The sequence below is a fragment of the Streptomyces peucetius genome (assembly GCF_025854275.1).
GTDB classification, from domain to species: Bacteria; Actinomycetota; Actinomycetes; order Streptomycetales; family Streptomycetaceae; genus Streptomyces; species Streptomyces peucetius_A.
Window position 1 is genome coordinate 391,815 of sequence record NZ_CP107567.1, and the last position, 16,377, is coordinate 408,191.

General features: G+C 73.0%; 18 protein-coding genes. 6 read left to right on the forward strand and 12 right to left on the reverse strand.

Annotated features, from left to right (window positions below):
* Nucleotides 1-10 precede the first annotated feature (10 nt).
* The gene (locus tag OGH68_RS01855; RefSeq protein ID WP_264241493.1) at nucleotides 11-832 is read right to left on the reverse strand and encodes a VOC family protein; all 822 of its coding nucleotides are present in this window, start codon (nucleotides 830-832) and stop codon (nucleotides 11-13) included.
* 265 nt (nucleotides 833-1,097) lie between these two features.
* On the opposite strand from OGH68_RS01855, the gene OGH68_RS01860 reads away from it, so the two are divergent.
* Nucleotides 1,098-1,490 (forward strand): VOC family protein, encoded by a 393-nt coding sequence (locus OGH68_RS01860; protein ID WP_264241494.1) that lies wholly within the window; start codon nucleotides 1,098-1,100, stop codon nucleotides 1,488-1,490.
* Between the two features lie 11 nt (nucleotides 1,491-1,501).
* Here the strand turns inward: OGH68_RS01860 and OGH68_RS01865 are convergent, their stop codons facing one another.
* Nucleotides 1,502-2,206, reverse strand: a complete 705-nt coding sequence (locus tag OGH68_RS01865) for a type 1 glutamine amidotransferase domain-containing protein (RefSeq protein WP_264241495.1) — start codon at nucleotides 2,204-2,206, stop codon at nucleotides 1,502-1,504.
* A gap of 143 nt (nucleotides 2,207-2,349) precedes the next feature.
* On the opposite strand from OGH68_RS01865, the gene OGH68_RS01870 reads away from it, so the two are divergent.
* On the forward strand, nucleotides 2,350-3,255 hold the full coding sequence (locus OGH68_RS01870) for a LysR family transcriptional regulator (RefSeq protein ID WP_264241497.1): 906 nt from the start codon (nucleotides 2,350-2,352) through the stop codon (nucleotides 3,253-3,255).
* A 169-nt stretch (nucleotides 3,256-3,424) separates the two neighbouring features.
* Nucleotides 3,425-4,234 carry an SAM-dependent methyltransferase gene (locus OGH68_RS01875; RefSeq protein WP_264241499.1) on the forward strand — a complete coding sequence of 270 codons (810 nt, stop codon included), beginning with the start codon at nucleotides 3,425-3,427 and terminating at the stop codon, nucleotides 4,232-4,234.
* 87 nt (nucleotides 4,235-4,321) lie between these two features.
* Here the strand turns inward: OGH68_RS01875 and OGH68_RS01880 are convergent, their stop codons facing one another.
* Both OGH68_RS01880 and OGH68_RS01885 read right to left on the reverse strand, forming a co-directional pair.
* Nucleotides 4,322-5,224 carry a helix-turn-helix domain-containing protein gene (locus tag OGH68_RS01880; RefSeq protein WP_264241500.1) on the reverse strand — a complete coding sequence of 301 codons (903 nt, stop codon included), beginning with the start codon at nucleotides 5,222-5,224 and terminating at the stop codon, nucleotides 4,322-4,324.
* A gap of 89 nt (nucleotides 5,225-5,313) precedes the next feature.
* On the reverse strand, nucleotides 5,314-5,547 hold the full coding sequence (locus OGH68_RS01885) for a DUF397 domain-containing protein (RefSeq protein WP_264241502.1): 234 nt from the start codon (nucleotides 5,545-5,547) through the stop codon (nucleotides 5,314-5,316).
* Nucleotides 5,548-5,767: 220 nt separating this feature from the next.
* Between OGH68_RS01885 and OGH68_RS01890 the strand changes: the two genes are divergently transcribed.
* On the forward strand, nucleotides 5,768-6,262 hold the full coding sequence (locus OGH68_RS01890; RefSeq protein WP_264241504.1) for an ATP-binding protein: 495 nt from the start codon (nucleotides 5,768-5,770) through the stop codon (nucleotides 6,260-6,262).
* A gap of 29 nt (nucleotides 6,263-6,291) precedes the next feature.
* On the opposite strand, the gene OGH68_RS01895 is transcribed toward OGH68_RS01890, so the two are convergent.
* Both OGH68_RS01895 and OGH68_RS01900 read right to left on the reverse strand, forming a co-directional pair.
* Complete coding sequence (locus OGH68_RS01895) at nucleotides 6,292-7,008, reverse strand: helix-turn-helix domain-containing protein (RefSeq protein ID WP_264241506.1); 717 nt, start codon at nucleotides 7,006-7,008, stop codon at nucleotides 6,292-6,294.
* Nucleotides 7,009-7,190: 182 nt separating this feature from the next.
* Nucleotides 7,191-7,472: a metal-sensitive transcriptional regulator gene (locus OGH68_RS01900; protein ID WP_264241508.1), complete on the reverse strand. Its 282-nt coding sequence runs from the start codon at nucleotides 7,470-7,472 to the stop codon at nucleotides 7,191-7,193.
* A gap of 192 nt (nucleotides 7,473-7,664) precedes the next feature.
* Here OGH68_RS01900 and OGH68_RS01905 point away from each other — a divergent pair, with 192 nt between their 5' ends.
* Both OGH68_RS01905 and OGH68_RS01910 read left to right on the forward strand, forming a co-directional pair.
* Nucleotides 7,665-8,231: a rhodanese-like domain-containing protein gene (locus OGH68_RS01905; RefSeq protein WP_264241509.1), complete on the forward strand. Its 567-nt coding sequence runs from the start codon at nucleotides 7,665-7,667 to the stop codon at nucleotides 8,229-8,231.
* 109 nt (nucleotides 8,232-8,340) lie between these two features.
* Nucleotides 8,341-8,961, forward strand: a complete 621-nt coding sequence (locus tag OGH68_RS01910) for a CBS domain-containing protein (RefSeq protein WP_264241510.1) — start codon at nucleotides 8,341-8,343, stop codon at nucleotides 8,959-8,961.
* 59 nt (nucleotides 8,962-9,020) lie between these two features.
* On the opposite strand, the gene OGH68_RS01915 is transcribed toward OGH68_RS01910, so the two are convergent.
* The 6 genes from OGH68_RS01915 to OGH68_RS01940 all read right to left on the reverse strand — a co-directional run bounded on the left by OGH68_RS01915 (nucleotide 9,021) and on the right by OGH68_RS01940 (nucleotide 16,272).
* Nucleotides 9,021-11,438, reverse strand: a complete 2,418-nt coding sequence (locus tag OGH68_RS01915) for a glycoside hydrolase family 65 protein (protein ID WP_264241511.1) — start codon at nucleotides 11,436-11,438, stop codon at nucleotides 9,021-9,023.
* A 286-nt stretch (nucleotides 11,439-11,724) separates the two neighbouring features.
* Entirely contained in the window at nucleotides 11,725-12,021 is a 297-nt protein-coding gene (locus OGH68_RS01920) for a DUF1876 domain-containing protein (RefSeq protein ID WP_264241513.1), read from the reverse strand.
* Nucleotides 12,022-12,153: 132 nt separating this feature from the next.
* Nucleotides 12,154-13,971: a SpoIIE family protein phosphatase gene (locus OGH68_RS01925; RefSeq protein ID WP_413470918.1), complete on the reverse strand. Its 1,818-nt coding sequence runs from the start codon at nucleotides 13,969-13,971 to the stop codon at nucleotides 12,154-12,156.
* Nucleotides 13,968-14,117, reverse strand: a complete 150-nt coding sequence (locus OGH68_RS01930; protein ID WP_264241515.1) for a hypothetical protein — start codon at nucleotides 14,115-14,117, stop codon at nucleotides 13,968-13,970. Before OGH68_RS01930 ends, OGH68_RS01925 begins: the two co-directional genes overlap by 4 nt.
* A 170-nt stretch (nucleotides 14,118-14,287) precedes the next feature.
* On the reverse strand, nucleotides 14,288-15,934 hold the full coding sequence (gene ptsP / locus OGH68_RS01935; protein WP_413471078.1) for a phosphoenolpyruvate--protein phosphotransferase: 1,647 nt from the start codon (nucleotides 15,932-15,934) through the stop codon (nucleotides 14,288-14,290).
* A gap of 59 nt (nucleotides 15,935-15,993) precedes the next feature.
* Entirely contained in the window at nucleotides 15,994-16,272 is a 279-nt protein-coding gene (locus OGH68_RS01940; RefSeq protein WP_264241521.1) for an HPr family phosphocarrier protein, read from the reverse strand.
* Between the last annotated feature and the right edge of the window lie 105 nt (nucleotides 16,273-16,377).

Genomic DNA, 16,377 nt, shown 5'->3' on the forward strand with positions numbered 1-16,377 from the left:
GGCTTCCGGGCTACTCGGGTGCGGCGTCGTCCGTGGCCGTCACGGTGAAGATGGCTCCGTCGGGGTCGCGCAGGGTGGCCTCGGCGCCGTGCGAGGTGGTCCGTTCGCCGAGGACGCTGCCGCCGTGGCGGGTGGCGGTCCGCACGGTCTCCTCGAGGTCCTTGACCGCGAAGTGGACGTGCCAGCGCGGGTGCAGCAGCGGGCTGTCCGCCGTGCCGTCCGCGCCCGAGGTGAGCCGGGCGAGCACCCGTCCCTCGCGGTGCAGCACGACCGCGCCCTCCACGTAGCTGACCTCGCAGCAGCCCGCCCGTCCGGAGGCCCAGTCGAAGACCTCGCCGTAGAAGATCGCCGACTCGAAGGCGTCCTTGGCCAGCAGCCGGATCCAGGCGGGAGCCTTGTCACGCCAGGCCGGCCAGTCCCGCATGAGCTCGCCCTCCCACAGCCCGAAGACGGCGCCGTCCCGGTCGGCCGCCAGCACGCCGCGCCCCATCGACAGGGCGAGCGGCCCGACCGCCACAGTGCCGCTGCGCTCCCGGATGCGGGAGGCGGTCCGGTCCGCGTCCTCGACGGCGAAGTAGGGCGTCCACGCGACGGCCACCGTCAGCGCCGGGGCCAGCGCGCCGATACCGGCGACCGGCATGCCGTCGACGACGGCGACCCTGAACTGGTCGCCCAGCCGGCCCTTGCGGAACCTCCAGCCGAGCACCGCTCCGTAGAAGTCCTGGGCCGCCTGCAGATCGCGGGCCATGAGGCTGACCCAGCAGGGCGCCCCGAACACAGCGGCGGACGCGGCCGCATGGGCGGTCGCCGTCGGGGTCGAGTTCTCGTTCATCACCATGTCCGGCGGTCGGGGACGGTTCGTGCGGGGCCGGTTCCATGTTCCTCCTCCGGGAGCCGACCTGCGAACGCGACGGTCACGGTACGTGTTCATGCGGTGCCACCCGGCACGTCCCCAGTTGCTTCTTCCCTGTGCAGCGGGTGCCCGGCGCGCGGCGTCCGTAACCCCCGGCCCGGGGGCCGTCCGCGCGCCGGGCACCCGCGGGAGGGGTGTCGCGAGCCCTCCGTATGCCGGGCGTCGCAGGGGGTAGCCGCAGTGCATGACTGTTGAGAAGACCAGCGTCCTCGTCCTCGACGCCGCCGAACCCATGACACTGGCGGAGTTCTACGCAGGGCTGTTCGGCGCGGAGATACGCGTCGGCAGCGACCCCGATTTCATCGAGGTCGTCGGTCACGGCGGCGTGCGTCTGGCGATGCGCCGCGACCACGGCTACGCGCCGCCCAGCTGGCCGCGGCCGGAGGACTCCCAGCAAGCGCATCTGCGCATCCTCGTCGGCCGCGGCGACCTGGACGCGGCGGAGCGGGAGGCGGTCGGGCTGGGGGCCCGGCCGGTCGACACCAACAACCGGCGCGGGCCCCACGAGGAACGCGTCTTCTCCGACCCGGCGGGCCACTCCTTCTCCCTGTCGGTGTCCCCGGCGCCCGCCGGGTAGCGGCGCCCCGGTCAGCGGCCCGCCAGCGCCTCCACCACGCGCTGCGCGGTGTCCGCGCTCGACTGCGGGTTCTGCCCGGTGATCAGGTTGCCGTCGACGACGACCCGGCTCGCCCAGGCGTCACCCGGCAGTACCACCGCGCCGAGGTCCCGCAGCCGCGACTCGACCAGGTACGGCGACGCGTCGCCGAGGCCGCCCTGCTGCTCCTCCTCGTCGCTGAACACCGTCAGCTCACGCCCGGCGAAGGTGAAGGAACCGTCCGCCTTCACGGCGCTGAGCAGCGCCGCCGGGCCGTGGCAGAGCGCCGCGACGATCTTTCCGCTCCCGTCGGCTTCGCTCAGCAGCCGGCCGAGGTCCGTGCTGACCGCGAGGTCGGCCATCGGCGCGTGGCCGCCGGGGATGTACACGGCGTCGTAGTCGGCCACCGACACGGCGGAGAGGTCGGCCGGCCGGGCGAGTTCGGCGTCGAGGGAGTCCAGGTACGCCCGGAACCTCTCGGCGTCCGCCTCCTCGACCCCGCCGCGCTCGTCGAGGCTGATGGGGTCCACGGTCGGCCGGACGCCGCCCGGCGTCGCGATGTCCACTTCGTGGCCCGCGGCCCGGAGCACCTCGTGCGACGCGGCCAGCTCCTCGGCCCAGAAGCCGGTGGGGTGGCTGGTGCCGTCGGACAGCTTCAGGCTGTCGGCGCCGGAAACGACCATGAGGATCTTCGACATGGAGAGTCCTTACTGCTTCGCTCGGAACTGTTGAGACTTCGATCGGCTGCCGTTGCAGTGTCGAGGGGACAACACCAGCTTTGCCCCGGCTCCATCCGCGGGCATCATGAGCGTCATAAGCATTCTTATGGAACGGGTGTTGCGTGCCGGGTCTGGATCTGCTGTCGACCTTCGTGGAGATCTACCGCTGCGGGTCGCTGTCCGCGGCCGCCGAGCGGCTGGGGCTGACCCAGCCGGCGGTGACCGGCCAGCTGGCGAGGCTTGAGGAGCAGCTCGGCGAGCAGCTGTTCGTCCGCTCCCGGAAGGGCGTCACCCCCACGGCCCACGCGGCCGACCTCGCCGCGCGCATCGGCACGCATCTCGACGAGCTGCGTGCGGCACTGGAGCCGTCGGCAGCGGGGGCGGCGCATGTAGGGACCGTACGGATCGGGGGGCCCGGGGAGCTGATGGCGCTGCGGGTCCTGCCCACCCTCGCCCCGCTGACGACCCGCGGGCTGCGGGTCCATGTCACGCTGGGCCTCGCCAAGGACCTGCTTGCCGCCCTCGCGGCCGGGCAGGTGGACCTGGTGGTGTCCTCCGTCAGGCCGGCGCAGCAGGACATCGCGGCCACCCCCCTCGTCGACGAGGAGTTCGTCCTGGTCGGCCCGCCGTCCCTGGCCCGCAGCGTCGACGGTGCCCGGCTGGCCGACGACCCGGTGGACGCTCTCGCGCATCTCCCGCTGGTCGGCTACGCGGACGACCTGCCGATCGTGCGCCGCTACTGGCTGAGCGAGTTCAACCGCCGGCCGCCGAACCACATCGCCGTGATCGTGCCGGACCTGCGCGCCGTTCTGGCCGCGGTCGTCGCGGGCGCGGGGGTGAGTGCGCTCCCCCGTTACCTCGCCGAGCCTGCGCTCTCCGCGGGGTCCGTGGAGCTGCTCCACGAGCCCGCCGCCCCACCGCTCAACACGCTCTACCTGGCCACACGGACCGGAGCTCTCGTCCATCCGCCGCTGGCCCTGGTCCACGACCACCTCCGCAGCCGGGCCCACGCGTGGGGCGCGCTGTGAAAGCGCGCAATACCTGTTGATGAAGGGGCAGTTGGTGCGGCTGCACCGTGGCTGAAAGCCGACATGCGCGGCCGGTGCGGCCGGACGTTCACCTGTACCGCCGTCCCGGTGCTCCCTAGCATGTGGACCCCACACAACCGGGATCTCCATCGACGCGGGTGAGGACTGGATGCAGAGCTCGTGGCGCCCCGACGCCATCGACACCAAGGTGCCCAGTGTGGCACGTATGTACGACTACTTCCTGGGGGGCGACGACAATTACCAGTCGGACCGCGAAGCTTGTGAAGAACTGCTGAAGCAGGTCCCCAGTTCCAGGACGCTCGCCGTCAACAACCGCAACTTCCTGCGGCGTGTCGTACGGACGCTGGCGACCGAGTACGGGATCCGCCAGTTCATCGACCACGGGTCCGGCCTGCCGACACAGGACAACGTCCACCAGGTCGCGCAGGCGGTCGACCCGGAGTCGAGGGTCGTGTACGTCGACAACGACCCGATCGTCCTCGCGCACGGTCGCGCGCTGCTCGACGAGAACGACCGCACCACGGTCATCCAGGCCGACATGCGCGACACCGACGGCATCTTCGCTCACGAGGAGACCCGGCGGCTGATCGACTTCAGCAAGCCGGTCGCGGCCCTGTTCGTATCGGTGATGCACTGCATTCCGGACAAGGACGACCCGGCCGCACTGGTGCGGCGGGTCGCGGAACGGCTGGCGCCCGGCAGCTTCCTGGTCGTCTGCCAACTGGTGAGCGACCGGCCCGAGATCCGCCAGTTCGTCACCGACTTCATGGCGCAGGCCACCGACAACCACTGGGGCAGGGTGCGCGAGGAGCACGAGGTCGCCGCGTATCTGGACGGCCTGGAGATCCTCGAGCCGGGGCTCGTGGAGGTCTCCACCTGGCGGCCGGACACCGATCTGGCGCCGGTGCAGCAGACCGACGAATGGATCGAGTGGGGCGGCGTCGCGCGTCTGCCGTGACGGGCGGCGCGTTCCGCGGAACGACGGCTGCGGCCCGGTGAGGTGCCCGAAGAGGCATCGCACCGGGCCGCAGCCGTCGCCGCGTCCTTACAGGGACGTGAGGCGCTGCCGGATCAGTTCCAACGACTGCTTGGGCGTGAGGGCGCAGGCGCCGAGGCGGTCCAGCATGTCGCGGTACTGCTCGACCGCCTGGGGCTTCTGGCTGAAGGTGCTGTCGGTGAGGTGCTCGATGTAGACCGCGTCCTTCAGGTCGCTCAGGGCGAAGCGCAGATAGGTCACGCCCGTACCGACGCCCACCGAGGCGGTCACCTCCAGCGGTGCGATCTGCAGCGTCACCCGCGGCCGCTCCATCATCGAGACGAGATGCAGCAGTTGCTCACGCATCACATGGGGCCCGCCCACGGAGCGCATCAGCACGGACTCGTCGATCACGGCCCACAGGCGCGGCGCGTCCGGCTGATCGAGCTGCCGCTGGCGCTCCTGCCGGAGTTCCACCCTGCGCTGCACCTCGTGCATGAGGAGGTGCCCGGGGCCGGAGCGGACGACCGCGTCCGTGTACGCCGGTGTCTGCAGCAGTCCCGGCACATAGAACGGCTCGTAGGTACGGATGGTCGCCGCGGCGCCCTCGAGGGCGACCAGCGGCTCGAAGAAGTCGGAGAGGACGTCGCTGAAGGAGCGCCACCAGTCGGACTGCCGCGACTGGGAGACGAGCCGCATGAATTCGGCGGCCTGCTCCTGGGCCTCGACACCGTAGAGTTCCAGGAGGGCCTTGGCGTCAGCCGGCTTGCAGCCGTGGCGGCCGAGTTCGATCCGGCTGGTCTTGGAACGGGAGAAGCCCAGCCGGGAGTCGACGTCCGCCGGGTCCAGCCCGGCACTAACCCTCAGTTCCCGCAGTTTGCCGCCGAGGATGAGCTTCAGTGCGGTCGGGTTGTTCTCGACCGATCCCAACGACCGGACGAACAACGACGGACTCGGTTCGGCTGCAGCCATCGGGCGCTCCTGCGGGGAATAGGGACGACGACAGTATCCAGCACTCCCGCGCCGAAGCCATGGGATAGTCGCCGACCCGACGGCGATTCTCAGCCGATTACCGAGCCGAAGCCCCCTGCGCCGGCGCATGCCACGAAGCCCGCGAACTCGTCGCGTGTGCAGACGAGCGCCGGCCCCTGCGGGTCCCAGGAGTCGCGGACGGCGATCCGGTCGCCCGGAAGCACCGCCATCTCCACGCAGTTGCCGGTGGCGTTGCTGTGACTGCTCTTGATCCAGGCAACCGACTCCAGGGCACTGGCCTGCATTCCGTTGAAGAACTCCACTCGGGTCAACTCCTCATTGTTCGCACGGATGTTCACCGGGATCTCGCCACTGCAATCCCAGCTGCAATTGCATCATCGGTCGTGCTCGACAATACTCGCTCTGCCTCTGCTGTCGAACGGCAATGCCCGCAGGGAGACATGACCAGTGACGACGCACCTGCCGGCCCTCCCGGGAAACGACGCCGGACATGCGGGCCGGGGGCGGTCCGGGCGATCTGGCGTGAAATCTCCGCCCGGCGCGCCCGTCTCCGGCCAACCGGAGCGGGCCCTGCACGTGGCGGGCGCCCGCCGCGGCTTCTCCGTGTGCGCACTGGACGGCGGTCCCCAAAGCGCGGGCCGGGCAAGGAAGTTCGCCGTACACACACTCCGCGAGTGGGCGCTGCAGTCGGTCGCGGAGGATGTCGAACTGGTCGTCAGCGAGCTGGTGGGCAACGCCGTACGGCACGCCCTGCCGTCCGCCCGGCCGGTCCCGGACCATCAGCCGGTCCGGCTCACCCTCCTGCGGTACACCCGCCGGCTCGTCTGTGCCGTCACCGACCCCAGTCCTGCCCCGCCGCGCCTGCGCGACCCCGGCTCCGAGACGGCGGGGGGCCGTGGACTGATCCTGGTCAGCGCGCTGAGCGACACCTGGTCCTGGCGCCCGGCGCCCCCTCGGGGCAAGACGGTCTGGGCCAGCCTGCCCCTCCCCCTGCCGCAGCGGCACCGTACCCTCTGACGGCCGGCCGGCCCCGGCCGGCGAGGCGCTCAGCGCCGCGGGCCCTGGTCCTGCCCCGGCGCTCCGCGTACGAGGATCCGGCGCCCTGTCACCCGATCGGGTGTCAGCACGATCCACAGATCGCGGTCACCGCCCGCCCAGGGCGCGCTGTACGCCTGCCGCTCCAGCTTCGAGACGCCTTCCTCGTCGGTGACCGCGCGGGCGCCACCGACCGCCAGCACGCTCCAGCCCTGGCTGAAGGCGTCGTCGATGTGGTCCACCTCGAAGGCCGTCTCGGTGCCCGCCGCCTCGGCGGGAACGGCGCCCGGTGACGTGCGGAAGGCGATCCGCCCCTCCGACACGAGGTAGTTGACCGGGAGGATGGCGGGGCCCTCCCGAGTGGTGACGGCGACCCGGCCCACTCCGTGCGTGCCCAGCAGGGCCCAGCACTGGTCGTGACCGAGCTCCACCAGTTCCGGGCGGTCGCCGGCCATGCCGACGCCGGGCGGCAGCTCCGCGCCGCCGCCGGTCAGCTCGGTGACGGTCGTCTCCAGGGCGTCCGCCAGACGCAGCAGGAAACCCATGCCGGGTGTGGCGGTCTTCTCCTCGATGTACTCGATGTATCCCGGTGCGGAACCGGCCCGCAGGGCGACGTCCTCACGGGAGAGACCGAGCTGCTGCCGGCGGGTGGCCACCCGGCGTCCGATGTCCCCCTTGGGATGCCCGGGACCGAGGGAGCCGTGCCGGGACTGCGGCTGTTCGGGCATGGCGGGCACCTTTCCCGTGTCGGTCCGCCTGCTGCGGCGAGGCGCGGTCGCGCCGCATGTTCACGGTAGCCAGCGGGTGCTTGCACCGCACGACGGCCGTCTCCCGGCCGGTGGCCGCTCCCCGGGCCCGGACGCCCCCGCAGGCCGTCCCACCCAGGCGGCACGAGCCGTGCGCCGCGGTGCTACGCCAGGGACAGGAAGAGCTTCTCCAGCCGGGCCCGCATCTGCTCGCGGTCGCCGCTCCCGGCCGTGTCCGAGTCGGTGAGGCAGTGCTGCAGACCGGTGGCGATGATGGCGAAACCGGCCTTGTCCAAGGCGCGCGACGCCGCCGCGAGCTGGGTCACCACCTCCTCGCAGTCCCGCCCCTCCTCGATCATCCTGACGACTCCCGCGATCTGCCCCTGCGCCCTGCGCAGCCGGTTGACCACGGTCGTCAGCTCTTCGGCCGCCATCGCCAGTTCCACGGGACCACTCCTTATGCCGCCATACCCCCACCGGTATTCTACGGAAGGGATGTCACCCCGCACGAAGAACGGCGCACGAGAACCCGGCGTGCGACGGCCGACCCGCAGGGACCGGCAAGCGGCGTGCGACGACCGGCGACGACGACCGGAAGCCGGCCCCGACAGACCCCGACAGGAAACGGAGCGCCCCACGTGACCACTCCCACCGGCCTCGCCCCCGCCCAGGCACGCGCCCGGCTGCACGAGCTGACCGTCATCGACGTACGCACCCCCGGGGAGTACGCCTCCGGTCATCTGCCCGGCGCCCACAACGTCCCGCTGGACCACCTCCGCACGGCGCTGCCCGCGCTGAGGACCGCAGCCGGCCGGGGCGACCTCCTCGTGGTCTGCGCGTCCGGGGCCCGCTCCGCCACGGCCTGCGCCGTCCTCGCGGAGCACGGCATCACGGCCGCCACCCTCACCGGCGGCACGGCCGCCTGGGTCCGGCTCGGCAACGACGTGCACCAGCCGGCCGGTGGCCGCACGGTGTGGGCGATGGAACGGCAGGTCCGCTTCACGGCCGGGTCCCTGGTCCTGGCCGGGCTCGCGCTCGGACGGCGGCGTCCGGGGGCTCGGCTGCTCTGTGCCGGCATCGCCGGCGGTCTGGTCTTCTCCGCGCTCACGGACACCTGCGGCATGGCCCGGGTACTCGCCAGGCTTCCGCACAACCGGCCCCGGCCCACGGACCTGGACGCCACTCTCGCCGCGCTGTCCGGATGAGTTCCCGGCGTCCTGCGGCGGCGGTGCGGCGGCCCGCGCCGGAGCGCGCCAGACTTGTGGCAGGAGAAGACCACCGGCACCGCCGCGCCGTGAAGGGACCCGATGGGCGATGAGACACCGCAGCGTGGCCGACCTCATGACTCCGCAGGCCGTCGCCGTCCAGCGCGGCACCACCTTCAAGGAGATCGCCCGGCTGCTCGACGAGTACGGCATCACGGCCGTACCGGTCGTCGACGACGACGAGCGTCCCATCGGGGTCGTGTCGGAGGCCGACCTGCTGCGCAGGCACACCTCCAATGACGGAAGCGAGACGGCCGGCGAGCTGATGACGAGCCCCGCCGTGGTGGCGCGGCCGGAGTGGAGCGCCGTCGAGGCCGCGAGGGTGATGGAGGAACGGCGCGTCAAGCGGCTGCCCGTGGTCGACCGCTCGGGCGTCCTCATCGGCGTGGTCAGCCGCAGTGATCTGCTCCAGCTGTTCCTGCGGCGGGACCGGGCCATCCAGGAGGAGATCGTGGAGGACGTGCTCGCCGGCACGCTGGGCGTGTCGCCGGCCGCAGTCACCGTCGAGGTGGCCGACGGCAGGGTCACCCTCAGCGGGACGCTGCCCCGCCGCAGCCTGGTGCCGGTCGTCGTGCGGCTCTGCGAGAGCGTGGACGGCACCGTCACGGTGGTGGACCGGCTGTCCTACGAGCACGACGACGCCCCGGACGGCACCTCGGCGGCCCGCTGATCCCCGCGCCCGTCGGAGCTCCCGCCGATGCCCGGCCCGGCGCGGGCCCGGTGCCCTCGTCAGCGCGGCGGCTGGTGTCCGTGGTCGGGCAGCATGAGCAGCCGTGAATCGCCGGGCTCCACCGACACCTTCCGGTCGCCGAGGCGCACCTCGATCGGTGTTCCGTCGGACGCCGGCACGCCGATGTGAAGTTCCCCGGGCCGCATGCGCACCCGCACACCCCAGTGGCCGTGGTACCGGATCGAGAAGCCGTACTCGGCCAGCTGCGGCGAGTGCACCGGGTCGAACCAGAGCGCCCCGCCCCGGGTCTCCATCCCTGTGAGGCCCCGCTGGACCAGGTCGAGGGTGCCCGCCATCGCGCCGAGGTGCACCCCTTCCTCCGTGGTGCCGCCCTGCAGGTCGGCGATGTCGCCCTCCAGGGCCTCACGGACGTACGTCCAGGCGTCCTCGCGCCGTACGCGCGCCAGCACCCAGCCGTGGACCAGGCCGCTCAGGGTCGAGCCGTGGCTGGTGCGCTTGAGGTAGTAGTCGACGGTGCGGTGCCAGGTCTCGTCGTCGAGTGTGTGGCCCAGCCGCCGGAAGAGACCGCTCAGCTCGGTGGGCGAGAAGAGATAGCCGAGCATCAGCACGTCGGCCTGTTTCGACGCCTTGTACCGGTTGACGGTGTCGTTCTCCGCCTCCAGCACCCGGTCGAGGCGCCGGATGTCGCCGTGCCGGGCGCGCAGAGCGTCCCAGTCGAGCTCCTCCAGGTCCTCGTAGCCGTGGAACTGGCTGATGACACCGGCGTGGAAGGGTACGTACAGCCGGCGCGACACGTCCTCCCAGCGGGCGAGTTCACCGCGGTCGAGTCCGGTGCGCTCGGCGAGCTCGCGACGCCGCGGTTCGGGCAGTTCGCGCACCACCTCCAGGGCGCGGGCCAGGACCCAGGCGGCGGTGACGTTCGTGTACGCGTTGTCGTCGAGGCCGGGCAGCCCGGAGTCCGGGTACGCCTCGTGGTACTCGTCGGGGCCCACCACGCCCCGGATGCGGTACCGCCCGAACTCCTCGTCGAACGAGGCGAAGCCGGCCCAGAAGCGCGCGATCCGGGTCAGCATCTCCGCGCCCTTGGTGTGCAGGAACTCCGCGTCGCCGCTCGCCTCGCAGTACTGCCACACGTTGTAGGCGATGGCTGAGCCGACGTGGTGCTGGAGCCGCGAGTGGTCGGGCAGCCAGCGGCCCGACCGGGGGTTGAGGTGCAGCTCCTGGGTCTCCTCGCGGCCGTCGCTGCCGCTCTGCCACGGGTACATGGCCCCGCTGTGCCCGGCGTCGCGGGCCTGGACGCGGGCCTGCCCCAGCCTGCGGTAACGGTACATGAGCAGCGCGCGGGAGACCTCGGGGAAGTGCAGGTTCAGATACGGCAGTACGAAGAGCTCGTCCCAGAAGATGTGGCCCCGGTATGCCTCGCCGTGGAGTCCCCGGGCCGGGACGCCCACGTCGAGATCGGCGGTGTGCGGCGAGAGTGTCTGCAGGACATGGAAGAGGTGCAGCCGCAGGATGCTCCCCGCCTCCCCCGGCACGTCCAGCTCTCCCCTGCGCCACAGTTGACGCCATGCCGTCCGGTGGCTCTCCAGCAGGGCCTCGAAGCCGGGTGCCCGGGCGACCCGGTCGACGGCGGCGTGAAGGGGGTCGCTGATGGCGGCGTCCCGGGAGGTGTGCAGGGCCACGGTCTTGTCGACGGTACGGGTCGTGCCGGCGGGCAGCGCGAGCCTCAGCAGCTGCACCGCGCGCAGGGGTTCGTGGGCGGTGCGGGCGCGTTCCTCCTCGGCGGGGTCGTCGGCGACCGTGCGGGCGGCCATGCCGATCCGGACGTCGGAGGTCGTGGTGCGGCAGCGCAGCCACATGGTGTCGGGCTCGCCGTCCCCGGCGTTGACGTGGACGAGGTGGCTGCCGTTGAGGTCCCTGTAGCGGGCGACGCCGCTATTGGTGACCGAGCCGTCGAGCGCGGCCTCCACCTCGAGGTCTCCCGACCAGTTCTCTGCCGTGAACTGGGTGCGGAGCACGGCGAGATGCGGCTCCGCCATGTGGACCAGGCGGAGCTGGCGGACGTGGAGGGCGCGGCCGTCCTCGGCCACGTAGCGCATGGTGCGCTCAAGGGTGCCGGCGCGCAGGTCGAGGCTTTGGCGGTGTTCGGTCAGGCCCGTGCCGTCAGGGGTGAACCAGGGGGCGTCGCCGGCGCCGGTGTGCATACGGAAGCGCAGGGGAAGCCAGTTGGGGAGGTTGACCATGTCCTCGTTCTCGACCTGGCGGCCCGCGACGGTCGACGTGAGGCGGTTGTAGCAGCCCGCGGCGTACGTGCCCGGGTAGTGAATCTCGTCGGCGGCGCACTCGGGGGCGGCTCCGCGGGTGGCGAAGTAGCCGTTGCCGAGCGTGCACAGCGCCTCGCGCAGCCGTTCACGGGCGGGGGTGTACCCCTCGTACGTCCAGATCCACTCGTGCATCGTCAGTCCTCGGTGTCGCGTACGGCGGCGGGGCGCCGGCGTCGTCCGGCAGCACTTCGGCGAGGTCCCCCCTGGTCAGCGGTCCTCACCGGCGGGGCCTGCTGGCGACTCGGCGCACCACAGGGGGCGACGCCCGGCCGTCGGGCCACGCGATCAGGATGGCCGCGTACCCGGCACTCCGCGCGCCGAAGCATCGGGGACTCCTGATGCCGCCCGGCCGGAGCGGCGGGCGGCGCGGTCCCGCGCCACCGGAGGACGGGGGCAACCGGCGCTGTCCTCCGGTGTGTCAGGGCGTCACGTACGGCGTGCCGGGTCCGGGGGCCGACGGGCCGACGGGTCCGGCGCCCATCGCATCGAGTTCGCGGTCGGCGCTCTTCATCAGCTGCCGGGCGAGGCTGTGCATCGCACGGCCCGCGGCGAGCTCGTCGCCGATCTCGGGGATGTCCACGTCCTGCGGGCTGCAGTGGGCCGTCCCGTGCCCGGTGAGGGTCGTGGTCCCGGTGTCCAGCACCGCCCGGGCCTTCGTCGTACCGTCCTCCTCCGAGAGGAACAGCCCGACCTTCCACTCCAGGGTCCTGGTCATGGTCACTCTCCTGCCCTTGTCCAAGGTGCTTCTTCCCAGCATCCGCCCTGCGGTGCGTGTCCGGCACCAGGAAGGCGGCAGCGCCGACGGCCCCGGCCGGGGGTGGCTCTGCCGCGCGGCCCGGACGCCCGGTCAGGACGTGTCGCGTACCGGCGTGTCCTCCACCTGCGATCCGGGGGCGGCGCGGTCGGCTGCGGCCGGGCTGTGCGCGTGCCGGGGCTGCGGGGTGTCGCCGCCCCGCCCCTCGCCCCATGCCGGGATGCGCAGGGCGAGCAGGGCGACGTCGTCGCCGCTGGGATCGATGCGGGTGAGCAGTTCGTCGCAGAAGTCCTCCACGTCCCGGTGGGCGAGGGCGGCCGCGTGGCGGCGCAGCTGGGCGAGTCCCGCGTCGATGGAACGGTGGCGGCTCTCGACCAGGCCGTCGGTGTAGAGCAGCAGAGTGGACCGGGCGGGCAGCTCCCTGCGGGCGTCCGGCCAGTCGAGGCCCAGATGGAGGGCCGAGTTCATGCCGAGCAGCGGGCCGTGCCCCTCTTCGAGGAAGCAGGCGTGTCCGTCCGGCGTCACCAGGAGCGGTGGCGGGTGGCCGGCATTGACCCAGTGCAGCTCCCACGGGCCCCCTTCGGGGCCCTCCACCCGGGCGAACACGGCGGTGGCCATGGGCGCGTCACTGGTGTGGGTCATGGCCTCGTCCAGGCGGCGCATGATGAGGCTCGGCGGCTCCTGACGGTCCCAGGCCAGCGCGCGGAGCATATTGCGCACTTCGGCCATGTGGGCCGCGGCCTGCAGGTCGTGTCCCACGACGTCGCCGATGACCATCGTGGTGACGCCGTCGGCGAGCAGAAAGGCGTCGTACCAGTCGCCGCCGATCTCAGCGGCGCTCTGTGCGGGCTGGTAGCGGGCGGCCATCTGCAGATGGTCCACCTGGGGCAGCGGAGTGAGCAGCTGACGCTGCATGGTCTCCGCCACGTGCCGCTGACGGTCGAACAGCCGGGCGTTGTCCAGCACCAGCCCGGCCCGGCGGCCGATGTCGGCCAGTACGAGGAGTTCGGCCTCGGTGCAGGACGGGCGGTCACCGGTGCGGCCGACGGTGAGGGCGCCGAACACCTGCCGGCGGGTGCTCAGTGGCACGACGACGGCCGAGTGACCGCCGAGCCGGTCGAAGAGTTCCCGGTGCGCGGGCGCGAGGGGCTGCTCGGAGCCGCGGGAGGGGTCGTCGGCGTCCAGTCTGAGCGGCTTGCTCCCCCGCATCACCCGTACCAGGGCCGATGACGACGGGGTCTCCAGCAGCGCCGGCAGGGGGCCGAGGAGATCGTCCGCCCGGCCCTCCTCGTCCCGGGTCCGCACGGCGATCCGCCGCATGTCCGGCGACTGGTCCGGGTCGTGCAGGTCGACGGCGGCCCAGTCGGCCAGTTCCGGCACCAGCAGGCGCACCAGCCGGTGCAGCATCTTGGGGACGTCCAGGGTGGAGCTGAGCACCGCGGAGATCTCGGCGACCATGGTGAGCCGCTCGGTGAGCTCTTCCAGTGCCGCGAGGTGCGTCGCCCGCTGCTCCGCGGCCTCCCGGTGCAGGCTGAAGTCGTGGAAGACGATCACCGCGCCCTCCACCCGCCCCTGTCGCATCAGGGGGGTCGCCGCCCAGATGATCGGGACGGTGGTGCCGTCGGCGCGGAGGTAGAACCCGTCGCTGCCCTCGGCCGGGCGCCCGGTGTCGATCACCGCCATGACGCGGCACTGGTCCCGGGGGATCTTTCTGCCGTCCGCCTGGCGGTGGAGCAGGTCGTGCGAGTCCCGGCCCAGGATCTCGTCCTCGCGGCGGCCCACGAGCTGCCGGGCCCACGGGTTGGAGGCCGTCACCCGCCCGGAGGTGTCGGTGACGAAGAGCCCGGCGCCCAGGCTTTCGAACACGGCGCGCAGGAAGTCGCGTTCCTGCGGCCGGTCAGCGGCGTTCAACGGCCCCACCATCCCTGGGTCTCCCGTTGGTGCCGGTCCAGGTCCCGGTCCTGGTCCTGGTCCTGGTCCGCAACGGCGACGGCCCCGTGCTCGACGGCCTTTTCGTCATGCTCGCACCCCTGGCCGCCGTGTGCTGCTCCGGACACCGCCGGTGGACACCGCCCGGCCGTGGCGCCGCGCCGCAGGGTGTGACGACGCCTCGCGACGGGGGCACGAGCGGCCGTGCCCGACCGGACCGTGGACGACGGCACGGCACGGCACGGCCGGGAAGGCGGGCACCCCCGGAGGCGCCGCGCCGTCCCGGCCGGGCGCGAGGTCAGGCCGCTGCCTCCCGTACGGCCTCGCGGGCCGCCGCCGCGTCGGGGGCGGCCAGGGCGAGGCCGGCGAGCCGGCGGCAGTCGTCGAGGCCGTGCGACGCCAACGACGCCCGGACGTCGCCGAGGCAGCCCGGCGCGGCCGACAGGCTGGTGACGCCGAGGCCGACGAGGACGAGGGCGAGCAGCGGGTCCGCCGCGGCCTCGCCGCACACACCGACGGGGCGTCCTTGGGCGGCTCCCGCCTCGGCGGCCGTCCGTACGAGTTCGAGCAGGGCCGGCTGCCAGGGGTCGAGGAGTTCGGCCAGCGAGCTGAGGGTGCGGTCGGCGGCAAACGCGTACTGGGCCAGGTCGTTGGTCCCGATGCTGAGGAAGTCGCACCGCCGCGCGAGGTCGCCCGCCCGCAGCGCCGCTGCGGGGACCTCCACCATGGCGCCCGCGGTCCGCAGCCCGTGGGCCTTCACCTGTTCGGCGAAGGCGGCTGCCTCTCCGGGCACGGAGACCATCGGCGCCATCACCCACACGTCGGCGTCACTGCCGTGCGCCGCCGCGGCGATCGCGGCCAGCTGCGTCTCGAGGAGCTGCGGGTCCCGGCGTGCCGTGCGCAGGCCGCGTACACCGAGCGCGGGGTTCTGCTCGTCGGACGCGGTGGCGAACGGCAGCGGCTTGTCGGCTCCGGCGTCCAGGGTGCGTACGACGACCCGGCGCCCCGCGAAGGCGGCGAACACCTCGCGGTAGGCCGCCGTCTGCTCCTCGCGGGTGGGGGCCTTCTCGCGGTCGAGGTAGAGGAACTCCGTACGGAACAGCCCGACGCCCTCACTGTCGACCGCTGCGGCGGCGGGCAGTTCCGCCGGCGCGCCCAGGTTGACCAGCAGCTTCACCGGGTGACCGTCGGCCGTCCGGCCCGGGCCGCCGACCTGTGCGGAGAGACGGCGGCGGTGCTCGTCGCGCGCGGCGGCCGCCGCGACGGTCTCCGGGTCGGGGTCGGGGAGGACGGTACCGGCGGTGCCGTCGACGAGGACCTGCGTGCCGTCCGTGAGCGCGGCCGCGCCGGCGCAGCCGACGACGGCGGGCAGGCCGAGGATCTTCGCCAGGATCGCGGTGTGGCTGGTGGGTCCGCCGCGTTCGGTGACCAGGGCGAGGACCTTGGCGGGGTCGAGGAGGGCGGTGTCCGCGGGGGCGAGGTCGTCCGCGACGAGGACGTACGGCCGGCCGGGATCGGGCAGGCCGGGCATCGGGAGTCCGAGGACCCGCGCCACGGCACGGTCGCGAAGGTCGTCGAGGTCGGCGACGCGTTCGGCGAAGTAGCCGCCGGCCGCCTGGAGGGACGAGCGGAAGGCGCGGAAGGCCTCGTCCAGTGCGTGGGGCGCGTCGAGCCCGCCGAGCACGAGCTCTCCGACCTGGTCCGCCAGTGTCGGGTCGGCGGCCATCATCGCCTGGGCGGACAGGACCGCGGCCGTGTCGCCGCCGGCGGCGGCCGCCCGCTCCTCCAGCTCGCCGGCGACCCACGCCAGTGCCCCGCGCGCCCGGGCGGCCTCCGCGGGGGCGTCGGCCGGGTTCACGGTGCGCGGCGCGGGTACGGCGGACGGGGGCGCCATGCGGGCGACGGGCCCGGCGGCGCTGCCGCCACCGGTGCCGATGCCGTGCAGGACGGCGGTCCCCGCGGTAGAGGTCGTCGTCGTGATCGCTGTCGTGGTCGTGCCGGTCGTCACCGCTGCTCCTGGGCGTCGAGGTCGGCGGCGGCCAGCGTCGCCAGCTCCTCGATGGCGGCCTCCGCGCCGTCGCCCTCCGCGGACAGGACCAGCGGGTCGCCGTGCTTGGCGCCGAGAGCGAGCACGGACAGCAGGCTCCGGGCGTCGACCGGGGTGCCTCCGTCGCGGGCCACGGTCACCTTGACCGGCTGGCGGGCCGCGGCCTGGACGAAGACGGCGGCGGGACGGGCGTGCAGTCCGGAACGGGAACCGACGACGACGGTGCGCTGGGGCATGGGGATGACACTCCTACGGGGATGGGGGACGAGCTGCCGGTGGGGTGTGTCCGCCGCGGGAAGGCACGACGCCGGGCCTGAGGGCGGTACGTGACCCGGGTCTGC

Excerpts from the sequence above, each read along its gene's own strand:
- OGH68_RS01855 (WP_264241493.1), bottom strand. The coding sequence starts at position 832 with ATGAACGAGAACTCGACCCCGACGGCGACCGCCCATGCGGCCGCGTCC.
- OGH68_RS01860 (WP_264241494.1), top strand. The coding sequence starts at position 1,098 with ATGACTGTTGAGAAGACCAGCGTCCTCGTCCTCGACGCCGCCGAACCC.
- OGH68_RS01865 (WP_264241495.1), bottom strand. The coding sequence starts at position 2,206 with ATGTCGAAGATCCTCATGGTCGTTTCCGGCGCCGACAGCCTGAAGCTG.
- OGH68_RS01875 (WP_264241499.1), top strand. The coding sequence starts at position 3,425 with ATGCAGAGCTCGTGGCGCCCCGACGCCATCGACACCAAGGTGCCCAGT.
- OGH68_RS01880 (WP_264241500.1), bottom strand. The coding sequence starts at position 5,224 with ATGGCTGCAGCCGAACCGAGTCCGTCGTTGTTCGTCCGGTCGTTGGGA.
- OGH68_RS01895 (WP_264241506.1), bottom strand. The coding sequence starts at position 7,008 with ATGCCCGAACAGCCGCAGTCCCGGCACGGCTCCCTCGGTCCCGGGCAT.
- OGH68_RS01910 (WP_264241510.1), top strand. The coding sequence starts at position 8,341 with ATGAGACACCGCAGCGTGGCCGACCTCATGACTCCGCAGGCCGTCGCC.
- OGH68_RS01915 (WP_264241511.1), bottom strand. The coding sequence starts at position 11,438 with ATGCACGAGTGGATCTGGACGTACGAGGGGTACACCCCCGCCCGTGAA.
- OGH68_RS01920 (WP_264241513.1), bottom strand. The coding sequence starts at position 12,021 with ATGACCAGGACCCTGGAGTGGAAGGTCGGGCTGTTCCTCTCGGAGGAG.
- OGH68_RS01940 (WP_264241521.1), bottom strand. The coding sequence starts at position 16,272 with ATGCCCCAGCGCACCGTCGTCGTCGGTTCCCGTTCCGGACTGCACGCC.